This window comes from Fredinandcohnia onubensis (genome assembly GCF_002734285.1).
GTDB classification, from domain to species: Bacteria; Bacillota; Bacilli; order Bacillales; family Bacillaceae_L; genus Ferdinandcohnia; species Ferdinandcohnia onubensis_A.
Genome location: NZ_NSEA01000003.1, coordinates 363,714 through 379,542, shown reverse-complemented (window position 1 = coordinate 379,542; position 15,829 = coordinate 363,714). Strand labels below are relative to the sequence as shown.

Annotated in this window: 17 protein-coding genes; 1 reads left to right on the top strand and 16 read right to left on the bottom strand. The window is 37.4% G+C overall.

Annotated elements, in window-relative coordinates; all coding sequences use genetic code 11:
• Window positions 1-3 precede the first annotated feature (3 nt).
• The 11 genes from CKJ95_RS04655 to rpsU form a co-directional block, all read right to left on the bottom strand.
• Window positions 4-390 (bottom strand): diacylglycerol kinase family protein, encoded by a 387-nt coding sequence (locus CKJ95_RS04655; protein WP_099352228.1) that lies wholly within the window; start codon window positions 388-390, stop codon window positions 4-6.
• Complete coding sequence (gene ybeY, locus CKJ95_RS04650; protein ID WP_099352227.1) at window positions 374-844, bottom strand: rRNA maturation RNase YbeY; 471 nt, start codon at window positions 842-844, stop codon at window positions 374-376. Before ybeY ends, CKJ95_RS04655 begins: the two co-directional genes overlap by 17 nt.
• The gene (locus tag CKJ95_RS04645; protein ID WP_099352226.1) at window positions 841-3,039 is read right to left on the bottom strand and encodes an HD family phosphohydrolase; all 2,199 of its coding nucleotides are present in this window, start codon (window positions 3,037-3,039) and stop codon (window positions 841-843) included. Before CKJ95_RS04645 ends, ybeY begins: the two co-directional genes overlap by 4 nt.
• 73 nt (window positions 3,040-3,112) lie before the next feature.
• Window positions 3,113-4,084 (bottom strand): PhoH family protein, encoded by a 972-nt coding sequence (locus CKJ95_RS04640; protein WP_099352225.1) that lies wholly within the window; start codon window positions 4,082-4,084, stop codon window positions 3,113-3,115.
• Between the two features lie 3 nt (window positions 4,085-4,087).
• A complete protein-coding gene (yqfD, locus tag CKJ95_RS04635) occupies window positions 4,088-5,275 on the bottom strand; it encodes a sporulation protein YqfD (RefSeq protein WP_099352224.1) in 1,188 nt (395 codons plus the stop codon).
• Window positions 5,276-5,301: 26 nt separating this feature from the next.
• Entirely contained in the window at window positions 5,302-5,586 is a 285-nt protein-coding gene (gene yqfC, locus CKJ95_RS04630; protein ID WP_099352223.1) for a sporulation protein YqfC, read from the bottom strand.
• Between the two features lie 80 nt (window positions 5,587-5,666).
• Complete coding sequence (locus CKJ95_RS04625; protein WP_099352222.1) at window positions 5,667-6,143, bottom strand: hypothetical protein; 477 nt, start codon at window positions 6,141-6,143, stop codon at window positions 5,667-5,669.
• A gap of 36 nt (window positions 6,144-6,179) precedes the next feature.
• Window positions 6,180-7,166, bottom strand: coding sequence for a flotillin-like protein FloA (gene floA / locus CKJ95_RS04620; RefSeq protein WP_099352221.1), 987 nt, complete (start codon window positions 7,164-7,166; stop codon window positions 6,180-6,182).
• Window positions 7,167-7,190: 24 nt separating this feature from the next.
• Window positions 7,191-8,522 carry an NfeD family protein gene (locus CKJ95_RS04615; protein WP_099352220.1) on the bottom strand — a complete coding sequence of 444 codons (1,332 nt, stop codon included), beginning with the start codon at window positions 8,520-8,522 and terminating at the stop codon, window positions 7,191-7,193.
• Between the two features lie 216 nt (window positions 8,523-8,738).
• Window positions 8,739-9,185, bottom strand: a complete 447-nt coding sequence (locus CKJ95_RS04610; RefSeq protein ID WP_099352219.1) for a GatB/YqeY domain-containing protein — start codon at window positions 9,183-9,185, stop codon at window positions 8,739-8,741.
• A gap of 16 nt (window positions 9,186-9,201) precedes the next feature.
• The gene (gene rpsU / locus CKJ95_RS04605) at window positions 9,202-9,375 is read right to left on the bottom strand and encodes a 30S ribosomal protein S21 (protein ID WP_015595024.1); all 174 of its coding nucleotides are present in this window, start codon (window positions 9,373-9,375) and stop codon (window positions 9,202-9,204) included.
• Window positions 9,376-9,718: 343 nt separating this feature from the next.
• Here rpsU and CKJ95_RS04600 point away from each other — a divergent pair, with 343 nt between their 5' ends.
• The gene (locus CKJ95_RS04600) at window positions 9,719-10,645 is read left to right on the top strand and encodes a Na/Pi symporter (RefSeq protein ID WP_099352218.1); all 927 of its coding nucleotides are present in this window, start codon (window positions 9,719-9,721) and stop codon (window positions 10,643-10,645) included.
• A 34-nt stretch (window positions 10,646-10,679) separates the two neighbouring features.
• Here CKJ95_RS04600 and deoC read toward each other — a convergent pair whose 3' ends face one another.
• From deoC to dnaJ, 5 genes are all read right to left on the bottom strand, one after another.
• Window positions 10,680-11,348, bottom strand: coding sequence for a deoxyribose-phosphate aldolase (gene deoC / locus CKJ95_RS04595; RefSeq protein ID WP_180271404.1), 669 nt, complete (start codon window positions 11,346-11,348; stop codon window positions 10,680-10,682).
• A gap of 146 nt (window positions 11,349-11,494) precedes the next feature.
• Window positions 11,495-12,853, bottom strand: a complete 1,359-nt coding sequence (mtaB, locus tag CKJ95_RS04590; RefSeq protein WP_099352216.1) for a tRNA (N(6)-L-threonylcarbamoyladenosine(37)-C(2))-methylthiotransferase MtaB — start codon at window positions 12,851-12,853, stop codon at window positions 11,495-11,497.
• A 5-nt stretch (window positions 12,854-12,858) separates the two neighbouring features.
• Window positions 12,859-13,602: a 16S rRNA (uracil(1498)-N(3))-methyltransferase gene (locus CKJ95_RS04585; RefSeq protein WP_099352215.1), complete on the bottom strand. Its 744-nt coding sequence runs from the start codon at window positions 13,600-13,602 to the stop codon at window positions 12,859-12,861.
• Between the two features lie 28 nt (window positions 13,603-13,630).
• On the bottom strand, window positions 13,631-14,575 hold the full coding sequence (prmA, locus tag CKJ95_RS04580) for a 50S ribosomal protein L11 methyltransferase (protein ID WP_099352214.1): 945 nt from the start codon (window positions 14,573-14,575) through the stop codon (window positions 13,631-13,633).
• Between the two features lie 49 nt (window positions 14,576-14,624).
• On the bottom strand, window positions 14,625-15,755 hold the full coding sequence (gene dnaJ, locus CKJ95_RS04575) for a molecular chaperone DnaJ (protein ID WP_099352213.1): 1,131 nt from the start codon (window positions 15,753-15,755) through the stop codon (window positions 14,625-14,627).
• Window positions 15,756-15,829: the final 74 nt, after the last annotated feature.

The window sequence follows — 15,829 nt, the reverse complement described above, 5'->3', positions numbered from 1 at the left end:
TCTCTATATTAAGTTGTATAGATACGGTAGAAAAATGATTAATCCAACTATAATGGCTATTATCGCATATATTAATACAGCTCCAGCCGCAATATCTTTAGCCTTTTTAGCTAAGGGATGATACTCATCCGTGACTAAATCTACCACTTTTTCAATTGCAGTATTCAGCATTTCAATTGAAAACATTCCGCCGAATAAAAGGAGAACAATCAGCCATTCTACCTTTGTAATATGAAACAAGAAACCACAAAAAATAACGATAACCGAGAAAAAAAAATGAATTTGCAGATTTCGTTCTGAAAAAAATGCTTCTCGTAAGCCTTGTAAAGCATACGAAAAGCTATAGATTAAGCGTGACCATCTATTCTTTTGTTTATCTTTCAAGACCATACGCCTCTAAAATTTCTTTTTGTCTTAAAAACATTTTTTCCTCATCCTCTTTTGTCATATGGTCATAGCCAAGTAAATGCAAGAAACCATGGACAGCAAGGAAACCTAATTCCCTTGCAAAAGAATGACCATAATCTTCGGCCTGTTCCTTTGCTCTCGGAATTGAGATGATAATGTCCCCTAATACCTTTGGTATGTCTTCACCAATAATCGTTATTTCCCCTTCACCCATTTCTTCCATAGCAAATGAAATGACATCAGTCGGTTGATCTTTGTCACGATATTCTCGGTTTATTTCTTTAATCCGTTCATTATCAACAAACGTAACGGAGACCTCAGTTCCTTCACTGACTCCTTCTTTATCAGCAGCCAAGAATAATAGTTCTTGAACTAATGTACATTCTTCCTCTTTTACTTCACCAATTTCATCATTAAAATCAATTTCTAGTCTCATGCTTCCTTCACCTTCTGTTTTGTGGTCTCGGTAGGGTACTCAATTCTTGAATGGAAAATCCCTTTTAGTGATTCACAAAGTGTTTTCGCAACTACATCAAGTTCTTTCAGTGTTATATCGCATTCATCAAATTGTCCATCCTGTAAGCGGTCTGCAATGATGCTATTTACTAATGATTCAATCTTATGTGGAGTAGGAGTTGAAAGCGACCTCACAGCTGCTTCAACACTATCTGCAATCCCAATCACCGCTGCCTCTTTTGTTTTTGCTTTAGGACCCACATATCTGAAATCTGATTCTAGGATATCTCGTTCACTTTGTTGTTTTGCTTTATGGAAAAAATACTTTAACAGTGTTGTACCATGGTGCTGTTCTGCTATATCCACGATTTCCTTTGGCATCTTAAATTTCCTCAAAGTTTCTGCCCCGTCTGTAGCGTGTGCTGTAATAATTGTTTTGCTAAGCTGTGGTGCAATCTTATCATGCGGATTTTCAATATTCATCTGATTCTCAATAAAGAAATGCGGTCGTTTTGTTTTTCCTATATCATGATAATACGATGACACTCTAGCTAATAAACCATTTGCCCCGATTGCTTCACAGGCTGATTCTGATAAATTTGCAACCATAACGCTATGATGATAGGTACCTGGAGCTTCCGTCAAAATTTTCCGCAGTAACGGGTGATTTGGGTTTGATAACTCGATTAATTTCATGGTTGATAAAATATTAAATCCAGCTTCAAAGAATGGTAATAGACCTATAGTTAATACAGCAGCAATTATTCCAGATAAGACTGCCATAATAATCGAAGAGCCATAGTCTAGACTTGAATAACTACCGTTTTGTAATAACATAATTGAAAATATAACTAAAATATTGATTAAAGCTACAAAGAGTCCAGCTTGGAGAATTTTCGCCCTACGATTATGCTTACTTAAGAAAAGCACCCCAGCCAAGCTACCAAACAGGAAGTAGATTCCCGCTGAGAAATTAAGCGTACCCGTCACACCTTCATTAAAGATAAGGCTTCCACAAACAGCGAAAACCATGCTTGAAAGTATCGCAACTTTTTCATTAATTAATAGCTTTATTAGCATTGCCCCCATTGCCACCGGAACAATATATCCTATATCAGAATAATCGATTTGTTGGAATAAACTAATACCCTTCATTAATAGAATGGTAATAGTAAAGATAATCGCAAAAATTAATAAATAGATATTCCGATGCCGATCAGTTGGAATCATCTCATTATGAAAATGATAAATAATCCCGGTTATAATCAATAGAATAATCAACAACAGGCCGATGAATGGCTGTATAGGGTTATTTGTGCTAGTCATACCAAGTAGCTCTAACTGGCGATATATATCCCTAGTGATTAAATGTCCTTCTTCAACAATAATTTGACCTTGCAGTATTTTAACTGGCTCAACTGCTTCAATCGCTTGCTGACGCTTTTCTTCCGTAGCTTCAACATCATAATAGACATTTTGCACAACTGCAAAACGCGCCATTTCACGCATTGGTTCTCGAAGAGCTGTATCGACACTTGAATAACGTAGTTCCTCAACTACTTTATTTTTTGCATTCTCAACTTCAGAAGCTGGAATTCTAGTGTTCATCACATTATTAACAGCTGTGATAACTGCATCCTTTGTGCGTGATAATTGATTGGGACTTGCTGTTAATAAAGCTGTAAGAACATCGTTTTGAATCCGATCAGTTAAATCCTGTGGAAGTTTGGTTTTTAAAATTTGTAACCTTTCAGAAGCTGTTAGCTGCTTTGGTTCTTCTCCTCGATCATCCTCCGATAGGCTTTCCCATTCTTTGACCTTTGAGTTGTATATATCCAATGCTTCATTGTTCGTTTCATCAATTGAATCAAAAATAGAAATGACTAGGTCAACTTGATTGTCTGCATAATCTGATTTGAGAGTGAAAACATCTTCAACCTCTTTTGCAGCTGCATCCTGTTTTGTTTTTGTGGCAACCTTATCTTCAATTGTCAAAGGAGAACGAATTGTTTGTTCAGACGGTTTTAAAGCTTCGATTTGTAAAACTTCCGGTTTCACATTGCTAAACATGACTAAAAACATAATCCCCGCAAGGAGGATGTATATCAAAATATGTAGGGATTGATAGCTTTTTAAAATGGACAACTTATTTTGCAGCTTATTCGGTTTCCTCATCTCTCGAACCTCCTTTAACCTGATTTTACCAGTTTCTTTAATGGTAAAAAAGACCCATTTCGCATGGGTCTTGTCATGATTGTCCAGCTTCAGCCTTTTCATAAGCTTCAATAATACGAGCTACAAGGGGATGACGTACTACATCAGACTGTTCTAAGAAGATAAATGCAGAACCATATACATCCTTCAGTATATGCATTACTTCGTGTAATCCAGACTTTACCCCTCTAGGTAAATCGATTTGCGAAATATCCCCAGTAATGACCATTTTAGAGCCAAAACCAAGTCGTGTCAAAAACATCTTCATTTGGGCTAATGTTGTGTTTTGCGCTTCGTCTAAAATGACAAAAGCATCATCAAGAGTACGCCCTCTCATATAAGCTAATGGGGCAATTTCAATTGTTCCTCTTTCTATTAATCGTTCCGTATGCTCTGCTCCAAGTACATCGTGTAATCCATCATATAAAGGTCGTAAATATGGATCAACTTTTTCTTTTAGGTCTCCAGGTAAAAATCCTAAGCTTTCACCAGCTTCTACAGCAGGGCGAGTTAGAATAATTCGTTTGACCTGTCCATTTTTCAGTGCACTTACGGCCATTACTACGGCTAAATAAGTTTTTCCTGTACCTGCTGGTCCGATTCCGAAAACTAAATCATGCTGTTTGATAGCAGCTACATATTGGCGTTGTCCATGTGTTTTTACACGAATTGATTTTCCTTTTGCAGTTTTTGTGATTTCTTCATCATATAATTCTTCAAATGAATCCAAATTACCATTCTTCGCCATTTGAATACAATAAATGACATCACGTTCACTTACACGTATTCCTTTTCGAATGACACCAAGAAGCTTTTCAATAATTTCTTCTACAAGCTGTACACTTGTTGGATTTCCTGAAACATTAAGTGCCTCGCCTCTTGTTATAATTGAAACGTTTAATTCCTCCTCAATCCTTTTAAGGTGGAGGTCATTGTTTCCAAACAGCACAAGTGCTTCGTTTGGATTTTCAAGTTGATGTTTACTCATTACTAAATCTTCTGACATCCTTTAGTCTCCTTGAACTAATGGTATCGTAGTTACGATATTCTCAATAACATTATATTTTATTTCCAATTTTACTTTACCATTGTTAATGGATTGACGCAAAACTTTTTCTTCAATAATTTCAGCATCACTATCCAAATCTTGTTCTAAAGTGTTCCTTCCGATTTTTTTGGCCTCTTCAATAGCCTCATTTTTCGGATACTCTAAGGTAATATTTTCACTTTCTCTTATCGTTTCTTTTTCATATGCAACCGGAAGTTCCCAGTTGAAAAATTTTATATTCCTTTTATCCAATTCTGTTTGATACTCCTTATATTCAACTTTACCATATCCCCAAATAGGGATACGTAAATTTGCTATCGAGATATAATGCTTTTGTATATTTTCCCCTGTTAGAACATTTAATTTCGTGGTAATTTCTTTCTCCACCTTAACCTTGTACCAAGTCTCGCCATAAATCTTCCCACGAGCAGGTACATAGACTTCTTCTCCTTCTTTTCCAATTTTGCCCGAAACTAAGATATCTCCCTTTTTAACAAGATCATTTACTGCTTTAACTGGTTTTCCTTCCTCGACGATTAGTTTTTTGATAATAGCTGTCTTATTTGCAACAAGATCTCTTGGGCTGTACTGTTCTGGCGGATCAGGTTGGTTCTTTTCAACAACCTCAAAATGATAGGTCGTCCCATTTAACTCCACACCAATCCAAGTAATATCGTTAATCGCTTCTTCTAGATGCCTTTGTAAGGACTCATTATCCTCAATAAAAAATTGAAGCTTCCCTTTTTCAACTCCGAGTTTCTTCAGTTCTTTAATAATTAAATGCTCTGTTTCTGGCTTGGCACCTTCTACTTTTATGCCCCACACCATATTCGATAACAAAGTAACAATGATAAGAAATAAAAAAGCTCCAATTAGAAATCCACTATTGTATATCGCCTTTTGAACGAGAAAAGGCAATCCTTTTTTTCCAATAAAGCGAAGCTTACAATCATTTTTACGGACAACCTGTCGAATTTTTTTTATATCCTTTAAATACATAGAGAAGCTCAGGGCATGGGTTCCTGGCTTCTTTACATCCCACACGACAATTCCTTGTCTTACACATTCATTTATGAATCTCTCTGTACCTTTTCCAGTAATAACAGCTTTGACGCTCCCGCTAAAAAAGTGCATCCAATGATTTTTCATGCTTATCCCCCTACTGATTCAATGATTCAATTCTCAATATATTGCACATGTTCAATTTTTCCTTCGAGCATTATTTCCTCAGGTAAAATTGTTTTAATCACAAATGCATTTCCCTTTATCAGAAGTTGTCCTTGTTTCAGTAATAGCCGTACCTCTTTATCTGAAAAGGTTAATAATCCTCGATGATTTTCTATGTAAATATGTAATTGTCCAATCATGGTTATTCTTGGAAGATCCATCATGACGTCAGCAGGAAGTTCCATCTTGTTTGTAATCCAACTTCTCATTCGTTGACTTAGGTTTTTAGGCATAACAAAGAACCCCCTTTCATCTCATGTTTATGAGTGAAAAGGGGTTCTTAGTACATTTTTTAAAATCCATAAACGGACACTTAGCGACGGATTTGATATGGTCTTTTTGCTCTAGGCGGACCCAGAATTTCAGACCAAATAATACCTTCTACAACCTTGTTTTTCGAGTAGGTTTTCGCAGGACTCGTTTCTCTTGAAGCAGTTGGTTTAATAACCGTTAGGACTGGTTCTTCTTCCTCAGTTATCGTTTCAGTATAGGTTCCCTGTTGTTGAAGCTCGAGATAACGATCATAAAACGTATTTGGAACTTGAGTATTGGGAATCTCTTCTGGTTCTAATTCAGCATCATATTTTGTTTCTACCTGATATTCATCTTTTTCAGGTTTACGTTCTTGGTCAAACGGATTAAACTGTTTTGGCATTGGTACTGGGGTTGTAGGTTCTGACTCCCCACTGTTAAATCGCTTAAACGTATTAAAAACAAATCCAATGATAATGATTAGAATCCAAGCATTTCCCATTACAAAATTAATCAAGTCTTGCAAAGGTGATTCCACAATGTAAACCTCCCTTCAAATTTTGAGGTTTAATTATTATTTATCTTCATCCTCTGGATGTGTGCTTTTACCAATTGAATTTCTCATATCAGTATCAGCCATGATATTTTTAAGGTTCGTATAATCGAGTACCCCTAGGTTACCTGAGCGCAATGCTTCGGCCATAGCAAGAGGTACTTCAGCTTCAGCTTCCACAACCTTCGCTTTCATTTCTTCTACGCGAGCGCGCATTTCTTGTTCACTTGCAACTGCCATCGCGCGACGTTCTTCAGCTTTCGCTTGAGCAATTTTCTTATCTGCTTCGGCCTGGTCTGTTTGAAGCACAGCACCAATGTTTTTACCAATATCAATATCAGCAATATCAATGGAAAGGATTTCGAATGCAGTACCTGCGTCAAGTCCTTTTGCAAGTACGGTTTGAGAAATCATATCTGGATTTTCGAGTACTTTTTTATGGTCTTTTTGTGAACCAATTGTACTAACGATACCTTCACCTACACGGGCAATAACAGTTTCTTCTCCTGCACCCCCGACTAGGCGGTCAATGTTCGCACGTACAGTAATACGCGCTTTCGCTTTTACTTCAATACCATCCATTGCCACACCAGAGATAAATGGGGTTTCAATAACCTTTGGATTAACACTCATTTGAACGGCCTCTAACACGTCACGACCCGCTAAATCGATTGCAGCTGCCCTTTCGAAGGTTAATTCAATGTTCGCACGTTGTGCAGCGATTAAGGCGTTTACGACGCGGTCAACATTACCACCCGCCAAATAGTGACTCTCCAGTTGGTTTGTATTAAGATTTAGTCCCGCTTTTTGAGCCTTAATTAACGGGATAATAACACGGTTTGGAATAACCCGACGTAGCCTCATCCCAATTAATGTAAAGATACTTACACGAACACCTGCCGCAAGTGCAGAAATCCATAGTGCAACTGGCACAAATGTAAATAGTATAGCTAATAAAATAATACCAAGTGCAACTAATATTAGAATTGTAATCATACCTGTTGGCATTCTAATTTTCCTCCTAGAATAAGTTTATTTATCAATATCAGTAACTTCTCGAACGACAATTCGAGAACCTTCTGTTTTGATCACTTCAATTTTTGTGTTTTTCTCAATGTAATTCCCTTGTGAGACAACATCTAGTCTTTCTTCGTCAATGATTGCTGTACCGGAAGGTCTTAAGGTTGTTAAAGAAATTCCTTGTTTTCCAATTAAATCTTCCCGATTCTTATTTGATACATACCCGCTTTCAGTGTTCGTAGAATCGAAGAGAATAATCTTTTTGAAGGCGTGTAATTTCTTACCGAATACTTTAACTAAAATAATTGAAACGATGACAGTAGCTACTAAAGCAACTAATAGTGAAACACCAATAACCATAACACTACTTCCTGCCAAGAAAAAGCTTGTTAAAATTGCTCCTAAACCTATCAAGCCTATGATCCCCCCAGGCAATATAAACTCTAATAAAACTAAGACAATTCCTATTACAAAAAGGATAATGGACTCCATTCCAGCTAGTCCTGCTACTAAATGTCCATAGAAAAAGAGTAGTAGTGATGATATTCCCATTATTCCTGGAATACCAAATCCCGGTGAGTAAAGTTCAACTACTAAACCTAAGCTTCCAATTGTTAATAAGATTGAAACAACAATCGGATTCGTAATAAAGCGTGCAATCTTTTCCGCAAGGCTAAGTTCAGCTTCCTCAACAGCAGCTTTTTCGTAGCCAATTGCCTTTAGTAAGTCTGCTCTATTCTTTACAACACCTTCAGCATATCCAACCTCTAGAGCCTGATTTGCAGTTAATGTGAGAAATTTTCCTTTTTCAGCACCTAGTTCTGGCAGGTCTATCTCTTTGTCCGCCATTGCTAATGCGTAAATCGGATTGCGACCATTGTTTTCGGCAGCGCCTTTCATCGCTGAAAGCCAATATGAAACAGCTTTTTCATCTGCTGTATTCCCAGCCTGGTCGATTATTCCTGCTGCCCCCATTCTTCCATTCTCAGACATATAAATCTCATTGGCGTTTAAGGCGATAAATGCACCTGCAGAAATGGCATCGTTATTTACAAATGCAACTGTAGGAATTGTTGATTCCTGAATTCGTTTTCCGATTTGAGTTGCAGCATCAACGGCCCCACCAGGAGTATTTATCTCGAGAATGATGACATCCGCTCCTTTTTCCTCGGCATCTGTAATCGTACGATCAATAAAAGCATGTAAGCCTTTTTCAACCGTTTCTTCTAACGGAATGATGTAAACTACCTGATCTGTTGCACTAAAGCTTTTATTAGGCGTTAGTGTAAGGAGCAAAGGTAGAAGAATAATGGATAGATACAAAAATATTCTCAATTTTTTCAAGGCGTTCCCCCCTTTCTATTCATTTTTACGACTTGATAGTATGTAATACGATTGAGATGTAAGTGAGGTTTCAATAATTTGTGTGTTTCATACAATATTTTTGTTGGTATTTCTTGGATTTATGTATGTGTTGATATGAAGTATTATGATTAGCGAAACAAGCGATTTAATTTCCCTCATATAGAAAAACACCTTACACAATGTAAGGTGCTTTGTTTAAGATAGTTGCTGTTGAACAAGTTTGTTAATGAGACTGCCATCAGCCTTCCCTTTTACTTTTGGCATAATTGCAGCCATCACTTTGCCCATTTCAGCCTTTGAAGAAGCATTGACCTCTTGTACTGTTTCTTTCACAATCTCAACAAGTTCCTCTTCGGATAATTGTTTTGGAAGGTATACCTCTAATATCTCAATTTCAGTTTGAATTTTATTAACAAGATCTTCACGACCAGCGTTACTAAATTCGCGGAGGGAATCTTTTCGTTGTTTTAATTCACGAGTAAGAACAGTTAGTTCTGCGTCTTCTGATAGCTCGTTGGAACCAAGCTTAATGCCTTCATTTTGAAGAGCAGCCTTTACCATTCGAATAACAGATAGCCTATCTTTGTCTTTATTCTTCATCGCTGTTTTCATATCATTATTTAAACGCTCGAGAAGACTCATAAAACTACACCCTCTTTTAGAATTTACGCTTTCTAGCAGCTTCAGATTTCTTCTTACGCTTTACGCTAGGCTTTTCATAGAATTCGCGCTTTCTAGCTTCTTGAATAGTACCTGATTTAGATACAGTACGTTTGAAGCGGCGAAGAGCATCTTCAAGCGATTCGTTTTTACGAACGACCGTTTTTGACATTCTAATTCCCTCCCTCCGAAAACAACCACTAACATCTAATTAAGACACATGTTCCATTGGTTCTCTTAGTGTCGATAGCTAAATATCGTCTAAAAAATAAACATGTACTTTGCAATTATAATATATGCATGTTTTTTGGTCAACTATTTATCATAATTGAACACTAGAAAGCAGTTCATATTCAGTAGTTTTGATTAAGTTTTATACTGTTATTCCTACTAAATCCTTACTTTTTTACAGTTTGTAACTTATATCAAAAAATTTAACAAGTAAAAAGATAAATAAGTCGAAGTAGTCATTTTCAAGCAGCCTTGTCCATACAATGTGATAGGGGTGAAGATGCATGATTGAACTTATTTCGTTATTCGCTGTATTTATAGCCATTTTTTTATTTGGTATGACTGTTATGAGGACAGGCCTGTATAATTTGACAGGAGATAAATTAAGGGTATGGCTAATTCGTTTTACAAATAATCCAATAAAAGGTTTATTAACTGGGATGATCATTACAGCAATTGTCCACAGCAGTTCTGCTGTTATGGTTCTTGTTGTTGGGTTAATAGCGACTGGATATTTAACTTTTAAACAATCGATTGGAATTATTCTTGGAACAAATATAGGCACGACATTTACTGCAGAAATGATCACTATTGATCTATTTGAATGGATAGTCCCTATATTAATCATAGGATTTCTATGTTTATTTGTTCGAAATCAGCAGGTTTTTAGCTTTGGTGCCTTTTTATTTGGGTTAGGATGCATGTTTGTGGCAATGAATGGATTCGAACAACTCGCAAGACCTATCGGCGATTTCCCTTCGATTTATACTTTTTTTCAAAATACAAATCAAAGTAATCTTTTTGGTGTAGGGGTTGGAACCATATTAACTTCAATTATTCAATCAAGTACAGCTACAACTGGAATTATTATGGGTTTTATGAATGAACAGCTATTAACTTTAAATGCAGGGATCGCCGTCTTACTTGGTGCGAATATAGGGACTTGTATTACTGCATATATTGCAAGTATTGGAAGTAAGCATGAAGCAAAATTAGCGGCATATGCTCATATTTGGGTGAACGTAATCGGGGTAGCGTTATTCTTCCCTTTTATTAATGTACTTGGTCAAATCGCCATGTTACTCACATCACATCCTGATGTACAAATCGCACACGTTAGTTTGATCTTTAATGTCCTCAGTTCACTACTGTTTTTACCATTTGCAGGAGTCCTAACTGATTTTATAACGAAAGTGCATAGAACTGCATAAAAAAGCTGGCCATTTGGCCAGCTAAATTTCTTTTTTAGTAATCTGAAGAACCAGTTAATCCATTAACGATAGCGACTCCAGCACTCGCACCAATTCTCGTTGCCCCAGCATCAATCATATCTTGAGTTCCCTTTACATCACGAACGCCACCAGATGCTTTTACTCCAATATCTGGACCTACTGTTTTACGCATTAAGCGAATATCTTCCACAGTGGCACCACCTGTTGAGAATCCAGTGGATGTTTTAACAAAATCAGCTCCAGCTTTAACGGAGAGTTCACAAGCTCTTACTTTTTCCTCATCAGTTAGCAAGGATGTCTCGATAATAACTTTAGTAAGCGCCTTTCCTTTTGCTGCTTCAACAACCATACGAATGTCTTTTTCAACTAATTCGTCATTTTTATCCTTAAGAGCACCGATATTGATTACCATATCCACTTCAGTAGCTCCTTTTTCAATTGCATCCTTTGTTTCAAATGCCTTAGTTTCAGAAGTACTAGCTCCTAATGGAAAACCAATAACCGTACAAACCTTTACATCTGAACCATTTAACAATGTTGCTGCCGTTTCTACCCATGTTGGATTTACACAAACAGACATAAACCCATATTCTTTTGCTTCTGCACAAAGGGTTTCAATTTGCGCTTTCGTTGTATCCGCTTTTAATGCTGTATGATCAATCATTTTTGCAATATTCGTCATTATGTATTACTCCCTTCAATTTCAGTTGTACGTACCTCTAACATCATATCATTGTTGCAACAGCTTGACTAGCACTTCTCTGTCATATTATGCGATAAAAAAAAGAAGCTAATCCAATGATTAACTTCATTACGTTTCTCTGGTTCTTATGCGGTTGTTCTTTGTTCTTGTTCAACCGTTAGTTCATCTTCGACTTTTACAAATTTACCTTCGTTATATGGGTAACCGGCTTTTGTAATTTTCACTTTTACGATTTTTCCAATCATATCTTCAGTGGCATCGAACTTTACTTTTAAATAGTTGTCGGTATATCCGATATATAGACCACTTGTCGGGTCGTCTTTGTCGATTTCCTCTGGAATTACCTCTAATACTTCACCTTCGTAATTAGACGCATACTCCTTCGCTAATTGGTCAGATAATGAAATTAATCGGTGTACACGCTCATTTTTCACTTCTTCATCAATTTGGTCTTCCATTCTAGCTGCTGGTGTTCCAGTACGCTTTGAATATGGGAAAACGTGTAATTCAGAGAATTTATGTTCGTTAATAAAGTTATAGGTTTCCATAAATTCTTCTTCCGTTTCCCCAGGGAAACCAACAATAACATCTGATGTAATAGCTAATCCTGGTAATGCCTGACGCAACTTTGTAAGACGTTCAGCAAAGAACTCCATTGTGTATTTACGTCTCATACGCTTTAACACGGTATTTGAACCTGATTGTAAAGGAACATGTAGATGCCTTACCACTTTTTGGGATTTATCTAGCACTTCAATAATTTCATCTGTAATTTGACTAGCTTCGATGGAAGAGATACGAATTCTCTTAAGACCTATTACCTTTGATTCTAGGTCTCGTAAAAGAGCTGCCAGATTGTAATCTTTCATATCTTCTCCATATCCACCTGTGTGGATTCCAGTTAAAACAATTTCTTTATAGCCTGCATTCACAAGCTGTTGTGCTTGTTTGATTACCTCTTGTGGATCACGAGAGCGCATTAAACCACGTGCCCACGGAATGATACAGAACGTACAGAAATTGTTACAACCTTCTTGGATTTTTAATGAAGCACGGGTACGGTCAGTAAATGAAGGTACATCAAGTTCTTCATACACACGTGTTTTCATTATATTACCGACACCATTTATCGGTTGTCGTTCTTCTTTGTATTGCTCGATATATTCAAGCATCTTCTTACGATCCTGTGTACCAACGACAATATCAACGCCAGGAATCGCCATGATTTCCGCTGGTGATGTTTGTGCATAACAGCCTGTAACACAAATAACTGCATCAGGATTCTTACGGATTGCTCTACGAATGACCTGTCTACTCTTTTTGTCCCCCGTATTTGTAACAGTACAAGTGTTAATTACATATACATCTGCAGTACTTTCAAACTCAGTACGCTCATAGCCAGACTCTTTAAAAAGCTGCCATATGGCTTCTGTTTCATAATGATTTACTTTACATCCTAATGTATGGAATGCAACTAATGACATGATTGTCACCTCGCCAATTCAAAATGATATGATATAGCTGATAAAACAAATAATGGTGCTGTTTCGGTACGTAAAATTCTTGGTCCAAAGCTGCAGGAAATAAACTCATTTTCGATTAATGAAGAAACCTCTTTTTCGGTTAGACCTCCTTCAGGCCCGATCACAACAAAAAGAGATTCGCCATTTTTCATTTTTGAAAAAACACGTGCTAGATTAGAGCTTTCACCGCGCTTTGCATCCTCTTCATAAGCCACTACCTTATAAGTATAAGATTGACTAAAGGACAAAAGGTCTCGAAATGATAATGGTTTGTTTACGTTGGGAACCATTGCGCGATGGGATTGCTCAGCTGCTTCCTTTGCAATTTTCGCCCACCGTTCTACCTTTTTTTGTCCTTTTTTTTCATCCCATTTGACAATTGAACGTGCCGCAACAAAAGGGACAAACTCAGATGCCCCAAGCTCCGTCCCTTTTTGGATTACATATTCAAGCTTATCCCCTTTTGGTAGTCCGCTTGCAATACATACCTTAATGGGGAGCTCATTCGAGTTCTCTACCCATTCTACAACATTTGCCAAAACTGTATCATTGGTAATTTCAGTAATTGCACAAATAGCTACTCTACCATTATAACAACAAAAAATAGAGTCTCCAACTGACATTCTCATAACTCGTGTTATATGGTGTACATCTTCACCTGTAATTGTGGCTTGTGTTTCGCTTATATGATCGACGAAATATCTTTGCATCTATTTTTCCACCACCTGCAAATAACCCTTATTCGCTTTTCTTTCTAGCAATCATCGATACCCAGTCTTCCATAACGAGTACTTCCTCGATCTCGAAGCCAGATGCTAAAAGACTGTCCTTTACTTCTTGTTTTTTCGTATTAATAATCCCAGAAACGATGAATGCTCCATTCGGTTTTAGGATTTTTGCTGCATCATCTGTGAAACGGACAATAATTTCAGCTAGGATATTCGCTACAATGAGATCCACAGGTCCCTCAATATCATCAAGTAGATTATTTTGAGACACTGTAACTTTATCATGGACCTTGTTTAATTTAATATTTAATTTTGCACTTTCAACTGCAACTATGTCTAAATCAAGTGCTTTGACAGAACCTGCACCAAGCATTGCTGCTGCAATACTTAACACACCAGATCCAGTCCCGACATCGATGATTGTATCTCCGTTCTTAACGGTTCGTTCTAATGCTTGAATACTCATCACAGTAGTTGGATGTGTACCCGTTCCGAAAGCCATGCCTGGATCTAATTCAATTATTAATTCATCACTATGAACAGGCTCGTACATTTCCCAAGTAGGCACAATTGTAAATTTCTCAGAGATTTTCACAGGATGATAATACTTCTTCCACGCTGTAGCCCATTCTTCCTCATGTACTTCACTAATGGTGACTTTATTATGACCCAAGTCAATATCAAAAAGCAAAAGGTTGTTAATTGCTACTTTTATCTCTTCAACCGTTTCACCTAAAAAGCTATTTACTGGGAGGTATGCCTTAACGATAACTCCTTCTTCAGGATAGTCATCAGGATTGAGTTGGTAGATCTCACCAAACACATTTTCACGTTCTTTTGTTAAGTCAAATGGATCCTCAATGACAACTCCACTTGCACCTGCTTCATGAAGTATATTTGATACCGGCTCCACCGCCTCTTGTGTAGTGTGAATACTAATTTCAGACCATTTCATTACTACCAACTCCAATCCATTTGTTAAAAAGTTGCTTTACCTTTTTGTATCATTCGCCTTTAAAAGCACGTTTTACTTTCGCGAAAAAATTATCATGTTGTTCATCCGGAGCTTCATTACCGCTTATTTCCGTAAATTCACGAAGCAATTGTTTTTGCTTTTCAGACAGCTTTGTTGGGGTAATAACCCGAACTCGAATATGTTGGTCTCCTTGACCATATCCACGGACATTTGGCACACCCTTGCCTCGAAGGCGGAATTTTGTTCCAGTCTGAGTACCAGCAGGTATCTTTAGCTTTACCTTCCCATGAAGAGTAGGCACTTCAATTTCATCACCTAATGCAGCTTGTGCATAGGTTAGTGGCATTTCACAGAAAATATCATCTCCGTCACGCTCGAAAAATTCATGAGATCGAACATGGAACACAACGTATAAATCCCCTGGAGGTCCACCATTTACACCTGGTTCACCTTGACCGGATACGCGAAGCTGTTGACCGTCATCAATACCAGCAGGGATTTTCACATGAATTTTCTTGCGTTTTTTCACCTTACCAGCTCCACTACATGTAGAACATTTATCCTTAATGAATTTACCTGTTCCACTACAGTGGTGACAGACACGTCTGTTTACAATTCTTCCGAATGCTGTGTTTTGTTCAACATTGATTTGACCCGAACCTCCACAGTGTGAACATTCTTGTGGGGTTGTTCCAGGCTTTGCACCTGACCCATGACAGGTTGAACATTCTTCCTCTCTCGGAATTTCAATGTCTGTTTCCTTACCAAAAACAGCCTCTTCAAACTTAAGTGTCATTGTGTATTGTAAATCTGCCCCTTGACGTGGTGCATTGGGGTCTCTTCTTCTAGTTCCGCCACCAAAAATTGAGCTGAAGATATCTTCGAAACCAAAGCCACCACCAAAATCCGCACCTCCACCAAAACCACCAAAGCCTTGATTTGGATCTGCATGGCCAAATTGGTCATAGTGAGCACGTTTGTTATCGTCTGTTAAGGCATCGTAAGCCTCTGTAATTTCCTTAAATTTATCTGCAGCATCTGCTTCTTTATTGATATCGGGGTGATATTTTTTTGATAATTTTCGATATGCTTTTTTAATTTCGTCTTTACTTGCATTTTTCGAAACCCCGAGTACCTCATAATAATCTCTTTTACTCATTGAATCCACTCCCGCATCATTCACATAAAGAATATTGTATCATTTAATTTTATGAAAAGGCAATAATACTTGTT